Consider the following 24690-nt stretch of genomic DNA (forward strand, 5'->3'; position numbering starts at 1 on the left):
CGATACGCATGACCGCCGAGATTCAAGTATTAACCGGTCCAGCGAGCAGCGGCAAAACAGGCCGCATGCTGGGGCGATACCGCGCCCATTTGCACGATGCGGCCGACAAGCTAGAAATCGGTCGCGGCCTGTGGCTGACGCCGACTCATTACAGCGCGGCGTTCATCCGCGAAAATCTGTTGGCCGACGATCTGGCTGCCTGTTTCAATCCGCAGGTGTTCACGTTTTCGGGGTTTGCGGACCGCGTGTTGCGCGACAGTCCCGCAGCGGTCACACCGATTTCTCGCATGCTGCAACGGGTGCTTGTCCGCGGCATTATCGAAAAGTTGAACGCCGACAATGCGCTGCGGCATTTCTCGCCGATTGCGGTGACGACCGGATTCATTGATCAGGTGTTGGCATTCATCAGCGAGTTGAAACAGGCGGAGATTTGGCCGGAACATTTTGAAGAGGTAATCGCCGGCGACAACCCGCATCCCCGCGATGCGGAACTGGCGATGATTTATCGTGTCTATCAACAGCACCTGCTGGCGCATGAATTGTACGACGGGGAAGGTCGGTTTTGGTCGGCCCGCGATCAACTCACTCAAGGGCATTGGGGAACATTTGCTGATTTGGACTTTGTGGTCGTCGACGGGTTTAGCGACTTCACCAAAACCCAATACGAGATTCTCCAGCTATTGGCAGGCAAGGTGACGGAGATGTTTGTCACCCTGCCGCTGGAGTCGCCGTTACAGCGTGCGGACCTGTTCGCCAAGCCGCTCGGTGCGTTAAAACAACTCGAGCTACACACGAACGTGCAGCGTGACAAATGTGTCGAGATCGACGAAAACTGTCCGGCTGCTTTTTCCCAAATCGCCGCGAAACTATTTCAAAATCCCCGTGACGTCGTGCCGTGCGGAACCGCTGCGGATGTTTCTGTGATCGAAGCAACCGGGCAACAGGGTGAGGTTCGCGCGATGGCCTCGCAGATCAAAACGCTATTGGCGGCCGGGACAGCGCCGATGGATATTGTTGTTACTTTCCGGTCAATGACGGATTATGCCGATTTGCTGCACGAAACGTTTACGAACGCCGGTATTCCTTACATCTGCAAGTCATCCGAGTCGTTGGCCACCAGTCCCGTGATCAAGGCCTTGATGGCGCTGTTGCAAGTCGCCACCGAGGATTGGCCGTTTGAACGGCTCTTGCCGCTGTTGCAGAACAACTACTTTCATCCCGATTGGCCCGAGTATGCGGAAGGGGAGGCAACGCGGGACGTGGCGGCGCAGTTGCGGCGGCTGCAATTGCGCGGGGGACGGCGCGAGATTCTCAAACGGATCTACCGTGCCGCTCAACCGTCAGAAACCGACGAATTGCTTTCCGGCTCGAAATTGGAAAAACGCCGCGTCCAACAGCAATCGGCCGCAGCGGCGGGAGATTTTTTGACGCGATTGGCGACAACTTTAGAACCGCTGCAAAAACAGCATACCCGCAGCGGTTGGGCGGAGATCCTGGTCCGGATCGGACGGGAAATGCGTTTCGACCCACGGACGCTGCCGGCGCTCACCGATGAGGGGGAGCGTGACATGCGTGCGCGGGATACGGATGCCTGGCAGGCGTTTGAGAACATGCTGTATGCGGCGGCAGGATTTGATGAGCGTGTCCATGAGAATGGTCACTCGATTGATTTCCCACGGATGCTCACTGAACTGACGGATCTGATTCATCAGACGGAACTTTTAAACCGTGACTCGGCCGTGGGTAAGGTGCGCGTGCTGGATGCGACGCAAGTCCGCAACCTGGACATTCCGATTTTATTCGTGGGCGGATTGACCGAGACGGGATTTCCGCAGCGGCGCGGGGACGATTGTTTTTTCAGCGAAGCGGATCGCCGTGATTTCAACGAACGGGGCCTGCCGCTCCAGCATCGCACATCGCGGACGCAGGACGAGATGCTGCTGTTTTACGGAGTCGTGACCCGCGCCCGCCAACGGTTGATCTTGAGTTATCCGGCGATGAATTCCACCGGACAACCGCTCCTGCCCAGCCCCTATCTGCTCACGCTGCAACATCTGTTCGACGAAGGGGCCGTCCCGATTCTGCGGCGGATGGAACTCGATCCGGTGCCCCCGATTTCGGAGATGCTCACCGAGGCGGACCTCCGCGTCGTGGCTGTTGAGCAAGCGCTGAACAAGGACGCCGGTCCGCTGCGTTCACTGTCTGAGTTACCGGGACACGAACCGCTGGTTCGTAATATTCTCGCAGCAGCAACGATGGCCGACCACCGCTTCCGCATTCACGGTTTCACGCCCTACGAAGGTCTGATTCCCAGCGCCAAGCATCAGATTCTATTAGGCAAACGGTATTCGATAGCCCACGAATTCAGTGCGACGGAATTGGAAGCATACGCGAATTGTCCGTTTCAATATTTCGCGGGACATATTTTAAACGTGAACACGCTCGATGCCCCGGAGGTAAAAACAGATTACAAGCAACGGGGAAATGTGGTGCACGATGTGCTTAAGAAATTGCACCAGCAATATCTCGCCGTGAGTACGGAAAATGGCGACGCCCCCCCATCGGACGAAGAGTTGTCCGCACAATTCGATGAGCTACTGCAGACGTTGTTGCGGCAACACGCGGATGATCCGAAATTGATGCAGACTTTAACCGAAATCGAAACGCGACTGCTGTCGGAATGGGGTGAGGAATACGCCAGGCAATGGGCCGAGTATTCCAAGGATTCGGAGAAGAATTGGGACGAACCGCCGCAACCGGTGCGATACGAGGTCGGATTCGGCGCTGCACCGGGGGGTGATCCGGCGACGGATGCTGCGGAAACGGCCGAATGTTTGGTGTTGGGCGTCGCACATCGGGCGGTGCGGATTCGTGGACGGATTGATCGAATCGACGTTGGAGAAATCGCGGGAACGCCGGCGTTTAACGTGGTGGATTATAAAACCGGGACCTCGACCAAATTCACAGCGAAAAAAATCTCGGAAGGAGGTTTGATTCAATTGCCGTTGTATGCGATGGCTGCTGAGCGGTTGGGAATGGTCGCCGCCGGCGCGCAACCGATGGAACTGGGCTATTGGTTCGTAAAGGAAACCGGATTCAAAAGTAAGCTCACCGCCGGGCAGGTCAACGAAGGGGAATTCACAGCCAGCGAAGTCTGGGAGCATTTGCAGGCGACGCTCGAAGAATCAATTCCGCAAATGGCAGCGGGAATTCGTCGCGGACAATTCCCGGTTTACAACGAGGACACAAATTGCACAACGAACTGTCCTTTCAGTACGACTTGCCGTGTGGGGCAAATCCGGCCGTTGGCCGACACGCTGCATAAAACTTGGAAACTCAGCGATCAATAAACCCGGTGCGGATAGCAAAATTATTTCTACAACGATGATGAGCTGGCAAATTCCATGACGGACGACGCTTCAACACTCACGCCGCAACAGGCCGCTGCGATTTCCATGCGCGACTATTCCGTCGGCCTCTCGGCGGGGGCCGGTTGTGGAAAAACCTTTGTACTCACGCGACGGTTTTTGTCGCACCTGGAACCGGGGCCGCACCAAACCGATTTGAGCAAGTTGGTGGCGATCACGTTTACCGATCGGGCCGCGAGCGAAATGCGCGGGCGAATTCGTGAGGAATGCCACCGACGGTTGCAAACCTGTCCCAGTGACGAGGTGCCGCATTGGCTGGACATCGTCCGCGATCTGGAAACGGCCCGCATCAGTACGATTCACGGATTCTGCGCGTCCCTGCTCAGAACGCACGCCGTCGAAGCAGCGGTCGATCCTGGTTTTACGTCGCTGGATCAAAATGCCAGCAACGCAGTGCTACGTCATGCAGTGAATGAATCGTTACTCACGCAACTGGAACAGGACGACGAAGATGCCAAGGCCTTTGTCTTGCAGCATGGCCTGGAGCGTGCTCGGACGATTTTGGAACGGTTCGTTACGCTAAGATTTCGCGTCGACTTCGAGCATTGGTCGCACGTGACGGTTGAGGAATGTCTCGACAACTGGACCACGCAGGCCAATGAGGAGTTGCGTGAAGCATTGGTCGAATTGCGATGCACACCGGAGGCGCGGGATGCATTGCAATTGATGACCGAATACTGTCCGCCTGACCAGAAATGGCTCGGGCCGCGGCGGACAATTTTGCTGGATGCCCTTCCTGAAGAGGCTTCCACCAAAAACCCGGCAGCGATGCTGCAGGCGATCGCAAAAAACGCGACGTTGAGCTATGCGACAACTGCGAAGTATTGGCCGTCGCCAGAGATTCATCAACGTGTCCGAGACACGTTGAAAGCCCTCAAGGATTTGGCGGGCGCCGGGGCAAAAATCAAGTTTGGCGACGAGGACGATCTGCAACAGGCCGCCACGTGCGGATTGTTGGCACTGCGTGTCGCCCGGTATGCGGTGGCTGCGTATGAACGCCAAAAACAGCAAGCCGGGGCACTCGACTTCGACGATCTGTTATTGCGGGCGCGGAATTTGTTGCGCGATTCGCCTCGCGTCCAGCGGAGTGCCGCGGCGGGGATATCGTTGTTGATGGTCGATGAATTTCAGGACACTGATCCGATTCAAGCGGAAATCGTCGAAGCGTTGTGCGGAGACCGTCTCATCAACGGCAATCTCTTTTTGGTGGGGGACAAGAAGCAATCGATTTACCGGTTTCGTCGCGCCGACCCGGCGGTGTTCACCGACTTACGCAACAAGCTGCACAAAGACGCGCAGTTACCGCTGAGCATGAATTTTCGCAGCCAACCGGCGATTTTGGATTTCGTCAACGCGCTGTTTGCTGATGAACTGGGAGACGATTACGAACCGCTCATCCCGCACGTCGAACAACTCTCACCAGCTCCTTCGGTCGAATTCCTGTGGGCGACGCCCGATGTCTCTGACGAAGAGCCTGCGAAAACTGCAGTGGAACAACGTCGCAGCATCGAAGCCGATTGGATTGCTCGACGTTTGCATCAACTACTCCACGACGGCGTGCCCCGGATTCGCACGAAGAACCCGGAAACGGGGCAGGCTGAACTGCGCCCGGTGGAACCGGGCGACATTTGTATTTTGCTGCGGGCGATGACTGATGTGCGGTACTATGAACAAGCGCTGCGTGAGTATGGATTGGACTATTACTTGGTGGGGGGTCGGGCTTTCTATGCACAGCAAGAAGTCTACGACATTGCCAATCTGTGCCAATTCCTGGGCGATCCCGACGACGACGTCAGTCTGCTGGGGATTCTACGATCGCCGTTTTTTGGACTGCGGGACGATACGCTGTTTGCGATGGTTCAAAATTCGGGGACGCTGTCGGCAGCCCTTGCCGCCGCACCGCCGGAGAATATCGAGGAACAACAACAAGAACAGGTCCGCAATGCCTCGACGGTGCTAGCGGAATTGCGCCGCGAAAAAGACCGCATCCCGTTGCATCATTTGTTGAGTCTGGCGCTGGAGCGGACCGGCTATGATGCGGCACTTCTCACGGAGTTTATGGGCCGCCGCAAATTGGCCAATTTGCGAAAACTGGTCGAGATGGCGCGGCAACACGAGCGGACGGGGCTGTTGACGATGGCTGATTTCGTGCAGCGGTTGCAACAAGCGGTCGCCGATGAGGAGCAAGAAGAACTCGCGGCCACGCATCCCGAAACCAGCGACGTGATCCGCATTATGACGATCCATAAATCTAAGGGGTTGGAGTTCCCGGTGGTGGTCGTTGCCGACCTGGACCGCGGCGCCGAGTCGCGCCTCGACACGGTGGAGTTTGATTCGCAATTGGGGCCGCTGGTTTCGGTTCCTCCTAAATTCGGCCGAAAGTTCGAGCATCTGGGCAAGAACCTATTCAAAGCTGAGGAATTGCGACAGGATGATGCGGAACGGAAACGGTTGTTGTACGTGGCACTCACCCGCGCCGCCGACCATTTGATTCTCTCCGCCAATCTGGAGGCCATCGACAAACTGTCGTCGCCCTGGATGAAGATCGTGGCAAAGTATTTCGATCTGGAAACCGGAAAACCGAGCCTCGACGAAGAAACCGGGGCGGCCATCATTCCCGCAGACTATTTGCTCGCTGTTCCCGAAGTAGCCGTCTGCACGTCGCAGCCGGAGATCCCCCACATCAAGAAAGAATCAGTCACCGGGTTGTTACCGCTGAACCAACTGGCTGACGAATTGGCACAAGCCGAAGCAATGGTCTTGCCGGACTCGTTGCGGAGATTTGCCCCCAATTCTTCCGAGCGGCGGCAGTTTAGTGTGTCGGAGTTGGAACAGATCGACGCCCAACTGCACTCTCGTCCGGCAGCCATGCTCGATCAGGTTCGTCGACAAGATGATGACGAACCGCCGATGACTGCTGATGCGGCAACCATTTTAGGAACGTTGGTGCATGCGGCGCTGGAACAGGTCAATTTCCAAAACTTCGGCGACGTCGCAGCTCTCGTCGAGGAGTGCAGTCTCACCTTGGCTGATGGGGCGACCGAAGAGATTCGTCATCGCGCGGCGGAGATGATTCGTGGTTTCGAGCAGTCACCACTCGGCCGTGAATTGAGCGCTGCCCGACGGATTTTCCGCGAATTGGAGTTTCAATGGCGCTGTTCCAGCGAGGGAGACAGCCCGCTGCGTTACATTGCCGGCTTTATCGATTGCCTGTTTGAATCCTCCGACGGAACTTGGACGATCATTGATTACAAAACCGGACGGACAACGCATCACGGGGACGAAGCGGCGCAATTGGCTGCCTATGAATTGCAATTGGGGACCTATGCGCTCGCAGCGCGGCAACTGCTGGGACGTCTTCCTGATCGTGTGGAGTTGGTCCTCTTAGCGGACGATTGCCGACGACTTTCGTTGGAGGTGACCGAAGATCGACTGACAGCGATCCAGCAGCGATTAAGCGCAGCCATGGCGGTGGTCATCAACGGGGCTGCCACCCATTGATGAGAAACGCCCCGGGAGGGCGAAGCTCCTGCTGAGCCGCATCGGTACGCTGGAGATGGTTTGCGAATTGGTCAGACGAATGACACGTTTCGATCGCGTGCGGCTCGGCGGGAGCCTCGCCCTCCCTTTTCGGTCAACGTGATTTGTTATCGCTTGCCATAGCGGATGCTGAGCGGGAGTTCTAAACCGTGCAGCTCCATGAGTCGCTGGTTGGAGAAGATGGTTGCCGGTTCACCGTCCGCTTGGATTCGTCCTCGGTCCAACACCATCACGCGGGTGCACAGGTCGAGAATCAACTCCAAATCGTGACTGGCAATGAGCTGAGCCGCGGGACAGTCTTCTAACAAACGCATGAAACCACGGCGGGCGCGGGGGTCGAGATTGCTGGAGGGTTCATCCAGCGCCAAGACGTTCGGCTGGCAGGCAAGGATCCCGGCTAAACAGACGCGTTTGCGTTCGCCAAAACTGAGCTGCATTGTGCTGCGGTTTTCCACGTCGGTCAGCCCCATCGCGGCAAGTTGTGTTGCCACGCGCTGGAGCACTTCTTCACGACTCAGGCCCAAATTCAATGGGCCGAAGGCGACGTCTTCGCGGACTGTGGAACAGAACAGTTGATCGTCGGGATCCTGAAACAGAAAGCCTACGTGTTGACGAATCGCCGGCAGGTTTTTCTGCAGCGCAGGCAGGCCGGAGACCCGTACTGGATAACTGGCCTCCGCTGATTGTCCATCGGCGACTGGAAGATCATACCCCGGCAACAGGCCGTTGAGGTGCAACAGCAGTGTGGTCTTGCCGGCGCCATTGGGGCCCACCAACCCGATGCGCTCTCCCGGCTGGATGTCGAAACTAATATCCGTTAGCGCCGCTTGCCCGTTGGGGTAGCGGTACGACAGTTTGTCGACGCTGAGCACGGGTGAATTTATGGACGGGTCGTCGGACATGAATCTTGTAAAATACCCTACTACACTATTGGCCCGCTATTACACAGTTGGCCCGTTACGAATCGAGCGTACGGATTTCGCCGTCGAATCCGCGGGCACACATCGCGCCATGGACCCGCTCAGCGCGGTTCATTGAGCGAATCAGCAACATGCCGATCAACTGCGCGTTTGTCTTCCAAGCGGCCAATAGGCCCTGCTTCGAAAACGTGCGTGCCCGGCGGCCTTCGCGCATCCGCTCGAGTTCGTCAAAGACGACGAAAATATACCGATACATGAATGCCAAGATCGCTGCGAGCATTTGCGGTAGCCCGAGTTGTCGCAGTGCCACCAACAACCGGTCAAACGGCGTCACATTCACCAGCCACAACACCCCCATGAATGACAACGTACCCCGCAGCAACACGGTGGCCATCACGTCCCAGCCTTTTGTGAAACCGGTCGAAGCGGGCACGGCGATGGCCAGGCCCATGATCATGGGGAAAAAAAACATCAGCCGCACCAGTAAATACCGCAGAGGAATCCCGGCCAATGTCATCGCTAAAAAGACCGCGGCCGCCATGCAGCCATGCACGGGCCAATTCTCCGGCGGAACGAACAACGCGGTGATGATCATTGCCAGAACGAGCAGTATCTTGAGGCGATCCGGCAAGCGGTGGCAAATGGAGTTTCCACGGCTGTACGGATCCAGGAAGTCACGTGGCATGGCCAGCCTCAGCGCCCGGTTTTAAGCCGCGCCCCAACAGCAGGGCGATCGCGAAGACTGCCAACGTCCCCCCGATGCCGGCAATCGAGACGGAGAGTTTGCTCATGAACCAGGACTCTTCGCTGCCCAACGGGACTTGATATTCATCCAAGACCAACACCTGTGGGTCGGCATCGACCTGCGCATCGAATCCCATTTTCTCGGCGACTGCTTCTAGGCCGTCGGAGTACCCCGAGGCAAACGGCGCCAAAAATCCCGCCACCGCCAATGCGATCATCAAACCGATCACAGCAGTCCGCAACGGAGTCGCCTGCCAAGAGCGCCGCGGTGGCTCAGTTTCCATAATATCGAGGCTCGGTTGGCCATACACCAAATCGGGCCGTTGATCGAGTACGACACTTAACACAAAGCCGGTGATCAGCGCTTCGCCCAAACCGATGAGGCTATGGAAGGTGGTCATCAGCGCAAATAGATTCGGCAAGCTATAGTCACGGTGTCCCGAGAGTGCGAATTCCAGGCAAAACATCGTCGATGCCGCCAAGACGCTGAGCCAAGCAGCAATGATTGCCGATGTGATTGTGCCGCGCGGACTGGGCATCCAACGTCGCAAACCGGCGTAGACCGCATAGCCCCCCAGCGCGCCAACCACGCCCATGTTGAAGACATTGACCCCTAAAGCGACCATCCCGCCATCGGCAAAAAGCGCCCATTGGACGACCAACACCAAAGTCACCACCAAACACCCGGCCCAGGGGCCGAGAATCACCGATGCCAACACCCCACCCAGCAAATGTCCGGAAACGGGAGCGACGACCAACGGAAAGTTGACCATCTGACCGGCGAATACCAAAGCGCCCATCATGCCGGTGAGTGGAATTGTCTTGGTGGTCTCGGTTTTTTTCAGTTGCCGCAGGCTGAACCCCACTGCACCGGCGGAGGCAACTGCCATACCGGCACAAACTTCGGGGCTTATAATTCCATCAGCGATGTGCATGATTCTTCGTCGGTTTTCTGGCAAGGAGGAGGTACTGGGACCTCAGAACAATCGTGTGCGAGGCTCAAACTAATCTAGCCGAGTGAATCATTGATTGCAATTCGGTATACTTGCCTCTGTGGTGCTAATCAAACCGTGGAGAGGTTCCCTATGTTCCAGCGAAACCTGACAATTTTTGCCCTGATATCGGCTCTCACGATTTCACTCGGCTGCGACGTGAATATGAAACGCCCCGACGATCTTTCTGCGGACGAAAAATGGCCGGGGAGACTGAGGGCCGGAATTGCCCTCCCTCAAACCTTGCCAGATGGCACGCAGATCGGATTTTCTGTGGATTACCGATTTCGGACCTACACGCCCGATCCCCAGGCACGGTATGTCTGGGAGATCCGTCAAGGGAACGGCAACATCGAACGGCTGGATGTGCAAATCACGGAGAAAAAGGGGACGCTCAGCCAGTTTCTGCCTCTCCAACCGCAGCAGGGGCCGTTTACTTCACGGATTTGTGTTATGGAAGAGCAGGAAGGGGCTGTGGAAGGGCAGGAGGGGCAATTGACGCCCTTGACCGATTGGACTTCGATGCAATGAGCGGGCGTACTCCGGAATTGGCTGACTGGCAACAATGGCAGTTGTTGCATCAATTACGGAGCCAACCCCACATCTTGGAAGCCGCCGCTGCTCAGACGGGCGATGCGATGCGGGTGCAGCAACAATTGCGGCGCGAGTTTCCCGCGGATTTGGTGCGTGCTGCATTGACGTTGATCGAATTGCGGCAGAAGGCGGCGGAGAAATTTACTGCCGCTGAGCAAATGTGGTTCGATCGCCAAGGCATGGAACAGGCGACCTCGGAAATTGTTGCCGCTCACAAAGCCCAGCGGTTTACCGGCGATGTCATTGATTTGTGCAGTGGCATCGGCGCGGATGCCATCGCGCTGGCGGCCCGCTGCAATGTCGTGGCCGTGGATCGCAATCCCTTGGCCTGTTTGCGAACGCAATGGAATGCGGAAGTCGCGGGGGTTGCCGACCGACTGCAACCACTCTGCGCCGATGCAGAGCAGACTCCGCTTGCTGGACAACTCGTGCACATTGACCCCGACCGCCGCGCTAAAGGACCGGCACGGTCGATTAAATTGGAGGACTATCGTCCTGATCTGGAGTTTCTCCAAGGTCTACCAGCGCATGCCCGCGGCGGGGCGATGAAACTCAGTCCGGCCTCGAATTTTGGTGGGAAGTTTCCCCACTGCGAAATCGAATTGATCAGCCTCAGCGGGGAGTGCAAAGAGGCCACCGTGTGGTTTGGCGAACTGGCCGGCCCCAAGTCATGGCGGGCGACGGTGTTACCCAGCGGCGCGACTTTGACCGGCAATGATTTGGAAGTTTTCGCCGAACAGTCTCCGTTGGGCGGGTATTTGTTCGATCCCGACCCGGCGGTCGTTCGCGCGGGGTTGATTGACTTGGCGGCCAGTGAGTTGGGGTTAGCGCGGCTGGATGATGCGGAAGAATACTTGACCGGGGAACAGCCGATTCAATCGCCGTTTGTACGGGGCTTTGAAGTGTTGGCCGATCTTCCGAACAACGACAAAGAGATTCGCCGGTATTTCCGGCAAGCAGACTTCGGTCAAGTCGAAATTAAATGCCGACACATTCCAATCCAAGCCGAGGCCATCCGCAAAAAGCTACCGTTGCCCGGCACGCAGGCCGGGGTGTTGATCTTTGCCCGTGTCGCGGGAAAGGCCCGAGGGATTGTCTGCCGACGTCTGGCGGATCGCGATTAGCGGGCCGGTCAAATACGAAAAACGGCCGGGCGTCCTGTTGGATGACACCCGACCGTTTCGAGACTCGTGAGTTTGCTGATCAAAATCGCCAGCTCGCCTATTGGACATCTGCCTGTCGGAAGGGGAACTGGGAGACCGGTGTCAACTCTTGGAGTGCGGCCTGACGGGTGGTCCGCTCCCACGAAAAGGCATAACTACGGACCATGCCGGAGGTGAGTTCGGCGATGTAGATGATGCCCGGAGCGGTCTGCACTCGAACGCCCGGTTTGTTCTGCAACTGTGCATACCCGGCCACGATCGCGAACTGAGGTTTGCCCCCCAAGTTTTGCAGATCGAAGTCCTGAGCGACATTGCGGAAATAAAATGCGGTGAACGTCGCCGCTTGGGGATCAAGCACGGCTCCCCGCACTTGGCCGGTGATGTGATCAAATACAAACACCCCTTCATTTCCTGCCGTTGCGGCGGGACAGGTGATCATCTCGAATTTTTCCGCGCGGCTATTGGTGATGGCCTGTGCCGGTTCGTGGGGCCAAAGATAGGAGACCGCCACTCCGAATATCAGCCCCAATCCCATCCAAGTTGTGCGTTGGTTCACAAGACGATTTCGCATAGCGGCGCCCTTTTAAGATAAATGTTTTAAACCGTGACGAATCCGCCTCTCGCGTTGAATTTTGGAGGCGAATCGAAAAAGTAGTTTCCAAAGCCCATTTCTGGCCGGATGAAGCCCTAATTTTCGGGACCGGCCAGTACGTTCTTCAAAGTTTTTGAACTGCGACCGTAGTGTATCGCAGACGTTTTTTTTCCGCTAGATGCAAATCGTTTTCTGAGGCGAGCATTGTGTTTTGAGATTTGGTACAACTGGTGCTTCCCAAAAAGATTACGAAAGGTCTAGCACCGAAATCTCACCCGATTCGGTAAGGATGACCCATTCACCGAAATCGTTAGCATCGGTTGGGCTCAGAATTGGATGCGCAACAATTCTCAGGCCACGACTAATCCGTCATCCACAGGGAACGACTTTTTTGCCAAGGATTCACACCAAACCAAAAATATTTTTGACAACCCAGCTTGATGGCAGGCAAGAGCCTGCCCTACGGCTACGCGGACTGTTCATCCGAGAGATTTTTTCAGGAGTATCAAGACGATGGCAACCAACGGAGATTTGAATCGCAAATTACGCATGGCTTTGGTCGGCGGGGGCGCGGGGTCGTTTATCGGCCGCGTGCATGCCACAGCCGCTGTGCTTGATAACCGGGCCGAACTCGTTGCCGGAGCGCTCTCCTCCGATCCTGAGCGGGCCAAAGCATCGGCGCCGGATTACGACATCAAACCCGACCGGGCGTATGGCTCGGTGGATGAGTTGCTCTCCAGCGAAGCGGCGCTGCCGGAAGACAAACGGATTGACTTTGTCTCGGTCGCCACACCAAACCACACGCATTTTGCGATTGCCAAAGCCGCACTCGAAGCGGGATTCAATGTCGTCTGCGATAAGCCGATGACGTTTGATCTTGAACAAGCCGAGGAGTTGGCGACGTTGGTGGAAAAATCGGGAGCGGTCTTCGCGCTCTCCCACAACTACACTGGTTACCCGCTGATTCGCCAAGCGCGGGAAATGATTCTCAGCGGCGAACTTGGCGAGATTCAAGCCTTCCGTTCCAACTACATGCAAGGTTGGTTGCGTTCGCGCTTGGAAGACGACGACCAAAAACAAGCTGCTTGGCGGACTGATCCGGCCAAGTCCGGCGCCGCGGGCGCGTTTGGCGACATCGGCACGCACGCCTACAATCTGGCCCGCTATATGACGGGACTGTTGCCCGAGGAAGTCTCGAGCCATCTAAAGATCTTCGCACCCGGCCGACGGTTGGATGACTACGGACACGCCGTCATTCGCCTCGAAAACGGCGGACTGGGAACCGTAACGGCCAGTCAAATCTCCCATGGCCGTGAGAACGACCTGTTCATCGAAGTCGATGGCACCAAGGGAGCCTTGCAGTGGCGACAGGAAGACCCGAACCAAATGATGGTCCGCCGCAACGGTCAGCCGCACCAAGTTTACACGCGCGACCCCAACGCCCCGTTTACGAACGCATCGGGCGCTGCCGCTTGCCGGTTGCCAGCGGGACACCCCGAAGCCTTTTTCGAAGCCTTCGCCAATGTCTATCGCTTTGCCTACGATGCGATGGCCGACCGTGCCTTGGGCAAGTCGTTTGAGAAGACCGACACCATTTATCCCAACGTGGCTGATGGCGTCGAAGGGATGTATTTCATCCAACAGTGCGTCGCCAGCAGCGCCGAAAACGGGGCGTGGTTGCCGCTCAAACATCCACTGGCTCGCAAGTAAAGTGATCGGCCGTTTCAGACGCTTTGCAACATTTCCATCCCGTTTAAAAAAACTCGTCAGGACCGCATTTTATGAAACGTCCGGCGCTGCACATTCAGATCCTCATCGCGCTGATCGTGGGCGCTTGTCTTGGCTTGGCCTTCAATCTGGGGTTTAGTTCGGGAGCCTCGAATCTTGAGCTACCTGATGCGGTGATACGTATCCGGCCGAATTTGGATGTGATCACGCTTTCGCTGCAGGAATTGGGACCTGAGGACAAGTTGGTCACCAAGACTTTGTTTCGCGACGAACTGGACGGGCTGTCTGATTTTCAAAAAACCTATCCGCATATCGCGGAGGAAATCAAAGCGGCGTGGGATGCTGATCCGGAAACGGCCCAGATTGAAGTCACTGACCGCCGGATCGATATCGAAGAAAATCTGGACAAAATCACCGCCACCTATTCGCGGCGCGAAGCAGGGGCGGAAGAGTCGACGACATTTACGGGAAAAAACGTCGCGGAGTTTCAAAAAAACGCGCCTGACTGGGTGTTTGACGTCTATGAGACAATCGGCGGTACGCCGTCGTTGACGGTGGCCGGTTGGGCCAAAGCGATCGGCGATTTGTTTTTGCGGCTGCTAAAAATGATCACAATCCCGCTGATTGTGACGTCGCTGGTGACCGGCGTCGCCGGTTTGGGTGATACCAGTCGGCTTGGCAAGCTGTTCACCAAAACCATGCTGTACTACTTCACGACCAGCGTGTTGGCCATTACCACCGGGATCATCATGGTCAACCTGATCCAACCGGGGGTCGGGGAGCAATTGCCGGGGAATGATCACGCGATCGTCGGCGGAGCGGACCAGTCACTCACCGGGGTGTTTGGCGGGTTGATCCAAAACATGATCCCGTCCAATCCCATCGAATCGCTCGCCTCGGCCAACTTTTTGTCGATCATCACGTTCAGCATTCTGCTGGGCGTGTTCATCATCAAGGCAGGAGAAAAGGGGGACGGGCTGCGAAACCTGTTTGCCTCGGCCTTTGAAGTGATCATGGGGATGACCATGTTCGTCATTTCATTGGCGCCGATCGGGGTGTGCGCATTCATGGTTTATGCCACCGCGTCGCAGGGGATCGACATTTTCATGACCTTGGCCAAATACATGCTGACCGTGTTTTTGGCCTTGCTGGTCCATGCTGTGATTGTGTTGCCTTTGATTGTGAAGTTTGTCGCGCGGCGATCTCCCTGGGAATTCGCGCGGGCGATGAGTCCGGCGTTGATGACGGCCTTTTCCACGGCCTCTTCCAACGGCACCTTGCCATTGACCTTGGCCAGTGTCGAGAATCGGGGCGGAGTCCCGAATCGTGTGAGTTCGTTTGTGCTCCCGCTGGGAGCGACAATCAACATGGACGGCACGGCGCTTTACGAAGCGGTCGCTGTATTGTTTATCGCACAAGCGACCCCGGGCTTCGATATGTCACTGCAATCGCAGATCATTGTGGCTGTGACCGCGCTGATGGCGAGCGTGGGGGCGGCGGGGATTCCGCATGCGGGGTTGGTGATGATGGCCATCATTTTGCAGGCGGTCGATTTGCCGATCGAAGCACAGGGCGTAATCATCGCCGTCGACCGTGTGTTGGACATGTGCCGCACGTCGGTCAACGTTTGGAGCGATTCTTGCGGCTGTGCCGTTGTGGCAAGATTTGACGCTCCCGACAACGATAGCGAAGCGGGCGGTTGAGGCACAGTTCCGGCGCGCAAACAGCACCCGAATCCTCGTTGAGGGATCGCCTTACGGCATCACTGATCGTTATCAACGGCGCAATCGATGCATGTTCGGGCGCCCTCATTGCAGTTGTGGGCATTGGTCGATGGTACTGAAACAGCACCCGCCTTGGGGGCTGCAATATCATTCCCCCTTAGAAATCGACACCTGCCGGACGTCACGTATTATGACCGCACTGGTGACAGATTATCGCCGACTCGTTTTGCTCATCTGCCGACAGTTTTCCGAAGCGACTGGCTGGGTATTGCGTTTCACCCCCGCCACGGAAGAGACGGCTGAAGCGGTGTTGGACCAGTTGAACACCGATGCCTGCTGCTGTTGGCATGCGGAGATTCGTGACGAATTAGCCATCGCCGGCTACTTACATCTCGATGTCCCGGAATTCAACGAGCCGAATTCGTCGCTGGAATCGGTGACAGCGCTAGGGCAAACGTTGGCGAACCTGATTTCGGAATTGGTCTCCGCCGCACACCAGATCGATGCGTCCTCACGCGATTTGTCGACATTGGTCGACTTAAAATGCGCAGTCCGCGAGGGCACGGACCTGCCACGCACGATGTCGGATTTGCTGACCGCTGCGGCCCAATTGACCGAATCGTGGGGAGCGACGTTCTTTCTGCTCAACCCCACCACGAACTCATTGCGCTTGCGGGCCGTTTATCGTCAAGGGGTAGAGACGATTCCGCTGAAGACCCGCGAATTACGATCGGGGCAACCGGACTTCCAAGCATTGATTCATGGGCCGATCGTAGTGCAACGGGACGATCCGCACGGTGAACGACTCTTGCCGTCCGATGCGCTTTCGGGATTGTGCGTTCCGGTGATGGCGGAAAATGTGCCGTTGGGGACGATGTGGGTCTATGACCGGCGACAGCGGGAATTTATTGACCGGCAGATCCATGTTTTGCAGTCGATCGCCATTCAAACCGCTGCCATTTTGGAACGTATGGTGTTGTTGCGGGAAAGCGAAGTGCAACACCGACTGTCGCGCGAACTGCAGGTCGCCTCGGAGAATCAACCGGATGATTTTGTCAATCACGCCATTGATGACCCGATGTTCGAAGTCGCCGCCTTTTGCATCAGCGCGCATGAACTGGGGGGAGATTTGTGTGAGTCGATTCCGCTGTCATCTAATCGCACGGGGATCGCCGTGGGCGATGCCTCAGGAAATAGCATCCCGGCCGCCATGGTGAAGGCGACCGCGCGGGGGGCGCTGCGCACTCAGCAAGTGGAAGATCCTGACGTTGCTGGCGTCATGCAGCGCGTCAATGCGGCACTGCACACATTGACACATTCGCAGCACTTTATGAGCCTGGTCTATGGTGTGCTCGATTCCGAAAAGCGAACATTCACCTACTCCAATGCCGGCCATTGCAATCCGATCTTTATTCGTGGAGACAACGTCACCACGTTGGAGTCACACGGTCTGCTGTTAGGGGTTCTAGGCGATACCGAGTACGGGCATTCGGTGGTCGATCTGCAACCCGGCGACGTGCTGGTCATCTATAGCGACGGCATTAGCGAAGCGATGAACCGTTCGCGGGAATTGTTCCGCTCCAAAGGCATCATCGCCGCTGTCCGAGAATGCCGCGAAGGGACGGCTGCTGAAATCCTGCAAAACATCTGGGGCCGCGCCGAAGCGCATTGCGATGGTGATTCGCTTCCCGATGACCGGACCTTGATGGTGGTCAAGATTCGAGAATAGTCCTGCAGGCGGGCCGACGCGTCAGCGTACTGACCAGGAGGATGCCTACCAAGGGGTTTCCATCATCTGCACGATTTCGCGGGCCATTTCGTCCAACGCCACTTGATAGGCGGTCGCTAACGATTGCCCGACTTCCGGGGCGAAATCGCCTTCGGACATCAAGTGCACCACGTCCGGCGCCAAGGCCACTTCTTGTTCCTGAAGCAGCTCGCCTGTTCGCTGATCGACCCAGGTGACATGGATCCGCAAATCGAGTTCCAATTGCCGCGCCTCGTCGTAACTGCTTTGCCCCAACGTATGTTTTCTGGAGCTGACAATCCGTCCCGACAGTTTGGTATCGGCATCCGCGCAACTTGCTAGGCGAAGCGGCGTCTGCGTTTGGACTTGCCGCTGAATCGCCTCGGTCAACTGAATCTCGATGCCACGGCGAAACAAATCGGTGTTGAAAGTTTCGACGTAGACCGTGTGGACTTCGTTGTCAAACGCCGGCCCCACCGCGTAGCCGCAACCGCTCAGCGTGAATGCCAGCAGCATTAACGTCACGGCGCCTACAGTTCGTTGAACGGTGCGAATCACGGTCTATTTTACCATTGGGTCAGGGGAGGGGACGGAACGAGTTTCATACGACGAACGTTTAAAAAGCTTTGTACTTCTCGCATTTATTGAAGTTTTATTTCGAAAAAGATAAACCACGAAAGACGCGAAACACACGAAAATGATGTAGTGAAACCACGAAGAATTGCGACGATTCTGTTGAATTCAAATCAAAAGATCGGATTAAAAAACGTATATTCTTTTTCGTGTCTTTCGTCTTTTTCGTGGTTAATTTTTCTGTAATTGCGACCGAAGGCCGCGCTAGGTTATTCCGTCGGTAAGTTTTCGAAGAGATCCGGGACGTCTGAGAAATCGGGCGGGGCAATCGTATCTTCGGATTCGACCGTTTCGCCCTCTTCACTATCCCCGATGTAAAATTCACCGACCTCGCCGTCATACGATTCCTCGTATTTGGGCAATTCCGGTTGGACCAATTCTTCTGAGGGATCGATACCGGAGCGTTGCAAACGTTCCGCTCGCAATTCTTCCATTGTCTGCTTCGCCAATTCGGCAAATGCTGAATCGGGATGCTCCTGCAACAACGCCACGCAGTTGATTTCGGCTGCTTCCCGTTGCCCTTTGCCTAAACGGTATTGAACCCGTTCCCAGGACTTGCGGGCCTTTTCGTGATTGATATAGGCCAATGATTTTTGCAGTCGCTCTCGATTGACCTTGTCCGGAAACAGACTCAGCGTGCTCTCGGTGAGCTCGATCGCCTTGTCCAGCCCTCTCCCGTCATAGGCGGGGCCTTGATAGATCAACTGCTCGACATGCGCTCCGAATTGATAGGCGTTCGCTGCGTGGGGGCTGTTGGGGTACTGTTCGCGAAGCATTTCGAAGAAATGGCCAGCTTCCAAATAGTTGCCGGTGCGGTAGTGATGCACACCTGACAACATCACGGCATCGTCCGCCAATTTACCGGTGGGGTGATTCAACCAAATCGACTTGAGCGCTTCCAGGGCGCGCCCGTCGGTATCGAACGCAGGACGTTTGTTGTCCGTGATATTCGGAATCAATGGGAACGGCCGTTTTTGTTTCTCAATTCTGACGACACCCGATTCGGGATTCTCGCCACCCGAGGCTTGAATGACTTCTTGCTCTTGAACCGGGGCGGGGCCATCCAACCAGTCCCGCGCAATGGTGAACAGGCGGAATGTGGCCTGGTCCATATAGCGCGAGCCTTCGTATTTGTTCAACAGACGGTTATAGGAATCTTCCGCCTTGGGAAACCGCTCCTGTTGAAACTGGCTTTCGGCCAGCATGAACAAGGCTTCTTCCTCGATGGGGCGGTCTTCATATTTTTTGGTGACTTTTTTGAACGCCTTTTCCGCTTCCTCAAAATTCTTGGCGGCATACAGTTTTTTTGCCGCATTGAATTCGTCCTGACCTTCCATGGGGGCCAGAGAACCGTCGGCCAACAGGCGTTCCTCAGCGGTCCGCGTGCTTGACCCGAACATGGTGCCGATTTTCTCGCGTCCCGATTCGACTGTGGAACATCCAGCCAGATAGGGCAACCCCATCACGGCCCATCCCACCATCAAAAAGAAATGCGGGAGCAAGTTTCGATTTTTTAGGTTTTTAGGCATGACAATCACGGCGGCGACAACGCCTGTTCTTATATCGTGCGGTCCAACGTCAAAGGCACTTTGGTTGCGACTGACGGAACTTCCGCCAGGGCAAAGCGCACGAAGAACGCCGGCCATACGAACATGGTGAGATTTGATAAATCGAGACGTGAGATGGGGAGAACAGGTTTGGGTCGCGGGGAGAGATGAGAGTGTGTCGCAAATCTGCGACGAAACGCTTTTTGGATTCGTGTATTAAGTGAACTTCAAAAACTTCAACGTTTTAGGTCGCCGTCCCAATGCTTGCCGAATGGCTGCGTCGAGAACGTGGCGAATTTCTGTGAACTGTTGACGTGTTACGCTGACGCGCGATTGTGGCGATGTTGTTTCTTCCGACAGGCGCCGCAAGACAGCCACCGCTCCGGCGGTTAACCGGTGAAAATATTCTTCTTGTGCCAGACAAGAACGGCAAACCACGCCGCCCAAACTGGATTTCATTCCATACCAAGCCGCTGGTTCCACCTGCCGACCGCACCGCACACAAATATCCCATGCGGGCAACTGGCCGATTTCACGCAGCAGGCCTAACTCAAAACGCAAAATAGCTGTCGCAGCATTTCCAGCGACAGAAAACGCTTCTAAGGTCGCGACCACATCGTCGTATAATTGAGGATGCGGATCGTATTCTTCATTCAGTCCATTCAGCAATTCCGCGACATAATACCCGCCGTACAGGCCGGTTAAGTCGCGATCGTTTGACTGAAATCGTCTTTTGAGTTGAGCTTCGGTCAGTATGTCCAACCCGCCGGACGATTTGCGGATGAACACTATATTGTAAACGCTTAACAGGTCAAGACCAGCCTCGAACGCGCTCTTCGCGCGCTTGGCACCTTTGGCGACCGCCGACAACTTGCCAAACTCCCGTGAAAAGCAGGTGACCACGCGGCTGCTTTCACTGAAATCGGCCAACCGAATCACAATCGCTTCCGTCTGTTCAGTCGACAAAGATCGGTCACCTTTAAGAACGTTGATTCCCCCACCAAGAGGAAGGGGCCACAAAACATTTCTCCCTCTCGCGCGGAGAAGGGCAATAACTGTTTTCTCCCTCTCCCCCTGGGAGAGGGCCGGGGTGAGGGTTTTCAAACCACCATAAACCCCATCACTCCTGCCGTTCATCCCCGGCCGGTCTATCCAATGCCTGCAGCGGCACAAACCCCGATGAGGATTCTTCCGCAGTTGAACTGCCGGATGGACAATCCCCACAACCGCCAGACTGGCAGCCTCCCGAGCGTCCCCGCGCTAACTGCACGAAATCGCGGGTCAGTAGATAAACCGCCCAGGCGACGATCACTCCGCACACAACAAATTGCCAGCCAATTTCCGGCATCAGTGGTTTCTCATCTCAGAATCAAAATCTGCAGTGTAATACTTTAGCCGTCTGATGCATTTTTGGCCGAAGGTCATTCTCGAAACTCCAGCCATTTTTGCGGGCAGCCCATTTGTGAATATGGCCTTCGGCCAAAGCCGCTTCGTGAGCCTCACCATCCAGGGGCGTTGCCCCTGGCTAAGATGAAACAGGCCTTCGGCCAAAAATGCTTCGAACGGCTAAATTGTGACCCTGCATTTTATTTTCAGCGACGTTCACAAATTGTGGCAGGCAACCTGGGACTGTCAATTGGACGCGGACGGAAATTCACGAATCTGACAGCGTATTCAGGAAAATCACTTGCCAGGATCGACACTCACCACGTCCGGTTTGGGGAAATTCTTTGGAATCGGCAACGTCACTTCGCCCGTCGCTGCCCATTCGCAACCGCGATTCATCACCGTTTGAAAGCCGATACAACGCAGCGACGTGATGTCCTCGCCGCCAACGTGTCCCAGCACCGTGGTGAAGACGCGTCCTTTGCCGTAGGGAATCACCCACACCATCGGCTCATGCGTGCCGGTGCCGCCGGTGGCCTTGTCGGAAAAAGCCGTTGCCAAAATTTGCATGTTCAGCGCCGGGCCGCGTTGGCCGTGATACAACTCGTCCTTGGTGTGCATCCATTCACGGGGCATGCCACGGGTGACGGGATGGTCCGGATCGCGCGTCACGATTGCATACTCGTGTTGCCGACCATGTCCCGCACCGGGGCCTTTGCCGGCAGAGACCCGCTGGATCTTGCCCTTGTCATCCAATGCAACCCGTTCACCAAACTCTTTACCGCGCCACCCCAGACCGATCATCTCATTCCATTGCGGCCATTTGGGAAACGCGTTATTTGCCGCATGGATAATCACCAAGCCCCCGCCCCCTTTGACGTAGGCGGTGAGATCTTTCTGTACCTGTTGTGGCCAAGGTTGACCGTTGTAATTGCTCAGCACAGCGTCGTATTTTGAGAACTCAGGCAGGAAAGCATCCCAAGCAGCCGCCGGCGCATTTTTGGGAGGAGTCGTGACAACGTCGACGGTAAACCGACCGGTGTTTTCCAAGACCTGACTCATGTAAGGCGTCATCACATGCCAGTCGTGATTGTTCTGGCCATCGACGATCAGAATGTCGAGTTTCTCTGCCGCACGCAATTCGGCATTGCCATTGCAGATTCCAGCAACAAACAAGACCACCAAAGCCAGCACCTGATTCAACCGATACCACATAACCAAGACTCCCCCACTCCAAGTAGGGCAGGCTCCCGCCTGCCGTGAATTCTACGAACCGTTACCTTCCCAAACGTCACGGCCAACCAACGTCGATGACGATGGTAGAGCCGTCGGTTTGGGAGAGGGTTTCTCCCGCCGCTTTGGTCGCCGCTGCGATCAACGATTCGGCAGCTCCGGAATCTGGATGTCGACCGATTTTAAAAAGCCGTGCCGTTCGACGAGCAATTCCAGTTGCGGCGTTTGATAAAACGCGTCGCCCCCGATCGTTTCGAAATCGGCGACCTCCCGTTCCCCAATTTTGTAGATTCGGTCGTTCAACCGCAACCCGGCTTGTCCTGCCGGTGAGCCGGGGACCACGCGCGTCAGAACCAGACAACCGGGATCGGCGGGATCGATCCGCCAACTGATGCCTAACCGCGTCGGTGTCCCGTCCAGTGCGACCGTGATCGTTTTCGGCTCAGGGTCTTCGCCGCGGCGAATTACAAAGTCCGTCGGACTGGCTGCTGCCAAGACAGCGACCAGGAAGTCGCTGCCTTTGGTCACCGCTGTTCCTCCCACCTCGACTATCACATCCCCCACAACTAGCCCTGCGCGGGCGGCGGCGGAGCCGGGGCGGATTTGGTCCACGCGTATGCCGGGTGAAGGGGCGTCGACTTCACTCCAGCGCACCCCCAGTCGACTGGGACGCGGCGGAAGTCCGCGTTCGGTTTGTTTTTGGACGGCGACGGTTTCACCCAGCACGGAGCGACGAAACGGGGTGATTTCTTCTCGATTGGCCAGGTCCCACGTGACGTGAAACATCAATCGCGTAATGTCGCGAATTCCGTCGTAATTCAGTTTGTCGAGATCGTCGGCCGGCGTGTGGTAATCGTTGTGCAATCCCGTGTGAAACATCATTGCCGGCACCTGCCGCTGAAGAAACGGCCAGTGGTCGCTGTTGTCGGGCAACTCCCAGGTGTAGTCCAACTTCAAGGACTCGACGTGGTTGTTGTCGCTGATGATCCGCCGTAGTCCGGGAATGGTGCGGGCGCCGTAACAGGTTAAGACGCCACGACGCAACCGGCCAATCATGTCGACGTTGATCAGCATTTTGACTTTGTCACGGGGCACCGTCGGCGATTTGATCCAATGCTCCGAACCCCACAATCCCTTTTCCTCAGCATCCCACAACGCGAACAGTATCGTCCGCCGCGGCGGTGTGTTGAGGTTGGAAATCGCTGCGGCCAATTCGATCAGCGCCGCTGTCCCACTGGCGTTATCGTCCGCTCCGTTGTGGATGTAGCCGGTCGGTCCGCGACTATTGCCGCTGTTGCCGTATCCCACATGGTCGTAATGCGCGCTGACCATGACCACCTCGTCCCCCAAGATGGGATCCGTACCGCGGATCACTCCCAGAATGTTGCGGTAGTTGCCGTTGAAGGATTGGTAATAGCGATTGTCTTTGGTACCGCCGGCCAGTTTGAGCTTTTGGTACTGTTCACCCAAATAAACCCCCGCAGCCATCCCGCCCTGTGAACCGGCTTCCCGTCCTTCGAACGTGTCGCTGGCCAGCACGTTGACATGCTCCTTGATGTCGGCGACCGTAATCGAATCTTCCGCCTGGGTTATCGAAAAATTCCCCGCTGCACGCGCGTCAGCTACGATGCCAAAGCAGAGGAAGAGACCAATCCAAACGTTGCGTATCAAGGTGGTGGACATAGACGTTGGCGGGACCTTGTGGAATGGGTGGGGCCACAGTGAATTCATAGATTCCAATTTAGCATCCGTAGGAACCTGCGGCAAAGCTTTAAGGCAACTCGTCTGCCGCGCAAGATCCCCAAACCGAAGAGGATGTCCAAACTATCGAGCATCCAGGGAGGGACTCAGCCAGCTTATCCATTTTGGGCTGCGTGACTTGCGTCATTTCGAGGGACAGGTGTTTTAACTTGGTCAGCCCTGATAAATGCTTTACGCCAGCATCGGATAACTGGTTGCAATCCAAACGCAATATCTGGAGCTCGGTGAACTTCGCCAGATGTGCGAGCCCCGCGTCGGTAATTTTTGTCCCCGAGAGGTTGAGTGTGACGAGGCTGGTCAACCCGGCAAGTTGTTTCAGACTGGTATCGGTGACGGGGCAATTCTCAAGACTCACATGCTTGAGGGGGGGTGAACCGTGAAAGTGGGAGAATCCCGTTCCCGTAATCTTCGTGCCGTTGAGCGACAAATGTTCCAGCGACGTCAGCGCAGCCAGCTGCGCCAACCCGGTATCCGTGACTTCAGTTTTATCTAGATCTAGCGATACTAAGCCATTCAACTGACGCAAATGAGTCATCCCCGCATCACCGACGCCGGTTTCTCTGAGCGATAGGAGCTCCAGGCCAAACAGTTCGCTGACATGAATCAGCCCGGCATCTGTTATCGGTGTTCGCCCAAGTCCCAGTCGTCGCAACTTGTGCATATCTTGCAAGCGTTTCAGTTGTTCCGCAGTAACCGACCGATGATTGAGAGACAGCACGTCGGCGTGAGAAAACGCCTGTATGTATTTTTCGTCCACTGCTTCCGGGATCAAGGCAGGACGTTCGAGCTCTGTGGATACAAATCCTTCAAACTCGGCAATCGCCTGTTGCTCCCGGTAGTGTGGCCACCAGATCGGCAATACGATGGCGATCACCAATAACACCAAGCCCATGAAAATCAACAGCCCGGTGCGAGGAACATGCGATTTGCGGGTGTCGGGATCGGACATCATTAGTGC

18 protein-coding genes are annotated in these 24690 nt (G+C 56.1%); 7 read left to right on the top strand and 11 right to left on the bottom strand.

Translation table 11 applies throughout. The annotated features are described in order from the left end of the window. The first annotated feature begins 8 nt into the window (after positions 1 to 8). A complete protein-coding gene (locus Mal52_RS23860; RefSeq protein WP_145379023.1) occupies positions 9 to 3350 on the top strand; it encodes a PD-(D/E)XK nuclease family protein in 3342 nt (1113 codons plus the stop codon). Between the two features lie 54 nt (positions 3351 to 3404). Then, positions 3405 to 6929: a UvrD-helicase domain-containing protein gene (locus tag Mal52_RS23865; protein WP_145379024.1), complete on the top strand. Its 3525-nt coding sequence runs from the start codon at positions 3405 to 3407 to the stop codon at positions 6927 to 6929. A 146-nt stretch (positions 6930 to 7075) separates the two neighbouring features. Here Mal52_RS23865 and Mal52_RS23870 read toward each other — a convergent pair whose 3' ends face one another. Genes Mal52_RS23870 through Mal52_RS23880 form a run of 3 tightly spaced genes read right to left on the bottom strand, consistent with a single transcriptional unit; the run spans position 7076 to position 9567 of the window. After that, positions 7076 to 7870: an energy-coupling factor ABC transporter ATP-binding protein gene (locus tag Mal52_RS23870; RefSeq protein ID WP_145379025.1), complete on the bottom strand. Its 795-nt coding sequence runs from the start codon at positions 7868 to 7870 to the stop codon at positions 7076 to 7078. Between the two features lie 55 nt (positions 7871 to 7925). Then, positions 7926 to 8573 (bottom strand): cobalt ECF transporter T component CbiQ, encoded by a 648-nt coding sequence (cbiQ, locus tag Mal52_RS23875; RefSeq protein WP_145379026.1) that lies wholly within the window; start codon positions 8571 to 8573, stop codon positions 7926 to 7928. Beyond that, entirely contained in the window at positions 8563 to 9567 is a 1005-nt protein-coding gene (locus Mal52_RS23880; RefSeq protein WP_145379027.1) for an energy-coupling factor ABC transporter permease, read from the bottom strand. Before Mal52_RS23880 ends, cbiQ begins: the two co-directional genes overlap by 11 nt. A 150-nt stretch (positions 9568 to 9717) precedes the next feature. On the opposite strand from Mal52_RS23880, the gene Mal52_RS29965 reads away from it, so the two are divergent. Both Mal52_RS29965 and Mal52_RS23885 read left to right on the top strand, forming a co-directional pair. Next, the gene (locus tag Mal52_RS29965; protein ID WP_197534423.1) at positions 9718 to 10155 is read left to right on the top strand and encodes a hypothetical protein; all 438 of its coding nucleotides are present in this window, start codon (positions 9718 to 9720) and stop codon (positions 10153 to 10155) included. Further along, positions 10152 to 11342 carry a THUMP-like domain-containing protein gene (locus Mal52_RS23885; RefSeq protein ID WP_197534424.1) on the top strand — a complete coding sequence of 397 codons (1191 nt, stop codon included), beginning with the start codon at positions 10152 to 10154 and terminating at the stop codon, positions 11340 to 11342. Before Mal52_RS29965 ends, Mal52_RS23885 begins: the two co-directional genes overlap by 4 nt. Positions 11343 to 11439: 97 nt before the next feature. Here Mal52_RS23885 and Mal52_RS23890 read toward each other — a convergent pair whose 3' ends face one another. Next, on the bottom strand, positions 11440 to 11952 hold the full coding sequence (locus tag Mal52_RS23890) for a hypothetical protein (protein ID WP_145379029.1): 513 nt from the start codon (positions 11950 to 11952) through the stop codon (positions 11440 to 11442). A gap of 534 nt (positions 11953 to 12486) precedes the next feature. On the opposite strand from Mal52_RS23890, the gene Mal52_RS23895 reads away from it, so the two are divergent. The 3 genes from Mal52_RS23895 to Mal52_RS23905 all read left to right on the top strand — a co-directional run bounded on the left by Mal52_RS23895 (position 12487) and on the right by Mal52_RS23905 (position 17154). Then, positions 12487 to 13683 carry a Gfo/Idh/MocA family protein gene (locus Mal52_RS23895; protein WP_197534425.1) on the top strand — a complete coding sequence of 399 codons (1197 nt, stop codon included), beginning with the start codon at positions 12487 to 12489 and terminating at the stop codon, positions 13681 to 13683. Positions 13684 to 13754: 71 nt separating this feature from the next. Continuing rightward, complete coding sequence (locus tag Mal52_RS23900; RefSeq protein ID WP_145379030.1) at positions 13755 to 15404, top strand: dicarboxylate/amino acid:cation symporter; 1650 nt, start codon at positions 13755 to 13757, stop codon at positions 15402 to 15404. 130 nt (positions 15405 to 15534) lie between these two features. Continuing rightward, positions 15535 to 17154, top strand: a complete 1620-nt coding sequence (locus Mal52_RS23905) for a PP2C family protein-serine/threonine phosphatase (protein ID WP_197534426.1) — start codon at positions 15535 to 15537, stop codon at positions 17152 to 17154. Positions 17155 to 17199: 45 nt separating this feature from the next. Here the strand turns inward: Mal52_RS23905 and lptE are convergent, their stop codons facing one another. From lptE to Mal52_RS23940, 7 genes are all read right to left on the bottom strand, one after another. Next, positions 17200 to 17730: an LPS assembly lipoprotein LptE gene (gene lptE, locus Mal52_RS23910; protein ID WP_231961961.1), complete on the bottom strand. Its 531-nt coding sequence runs from the start codon at positions 17728 to 17730 to the stop codon at positions 17200 to 17202. Between the two features lie 284 nt (positions 17731 to 18014). Continuing rightward, positions 18015 to 19334 (bottom strand): outer membrane protein assembly factor BamD, encoded by a 1320-nt coding sequence (gene bamD / locus Mal52_RS23915; protein ID WP_197534427.1) that lies wholly within the window; start codon positions 19332 to 19334, stop codon positions 18015 to 18017. Between the two features lie 234 nt (positions 19335 to 19568). Continuing rightward, a complete protein-coding gene (recO, locus tag Mal52_RS23920) occupies positions 19569 to 20318 on the bottom strand; it encodes a DNA repair protein RecO (RefSeq protein ID WP_197534428.1) in 750 nt (249 codons plus the stop codon). Between the two features lie 154 nt (positions 20319 to 20472). Then, entirely contained in the window at positions 20473 to 20700 is a 228-nt protein-coding gene (locus tag Mal52_RS23925; RefSeq protein WP_145379034.1) for a hypothetical protein, read from the bottom strand. A gap of 335 nt (positions 20701 to 21035) precedes the next feature. Further along, positions 21036 to 21953 carry a ThuA domain-containing protein gene (locus Mal52_RS23930; protein WP_145379035.1) on the bottom strand — a complete coding sequence of 306 codons (918 nt, stop codon included), beginning with the start codon at positions 21951 to 21953 and terminating at the stop codon, positions 21036 to 21038. Positions 21954 to 22112: 159 nt separating this feature from the next. Then, positions 22113 to 23654, bottom strand: a complete 1542-nt coding sequence (locus Mal52_RS23935; protein WP_197534429.1) for a M20/M25/M40 family metallo-hydrolase — start codon at positions 23652 to 23654, stop codon at positions 22113 to 22115. Between the two features lie 88 nt (positions 23655 to 23742). Further along, positions 23743 to 24606, bottom strand: coding sequence for a leucine-rich repeat domain-containing protein (locus Mal52_RS23940; protein ID WP_197534430.1), 864 nt, complete (start codon positions 24604 to 24606; stop codon positions 23743 to 23745). Positions 24607 to 24690: the final 84 nt, after the last annotated feature.

Origin of the sequence: Symmachiella dynata, from assembly GCF_007747995.1 — a bacterium.
Classification (GTDB): domain Bacteria; phylum Planctomycetota; class Planctomycetia; order Planctomycetales; family Planctomycetaceae; genus Symmachiella; species Symmachiella dynata.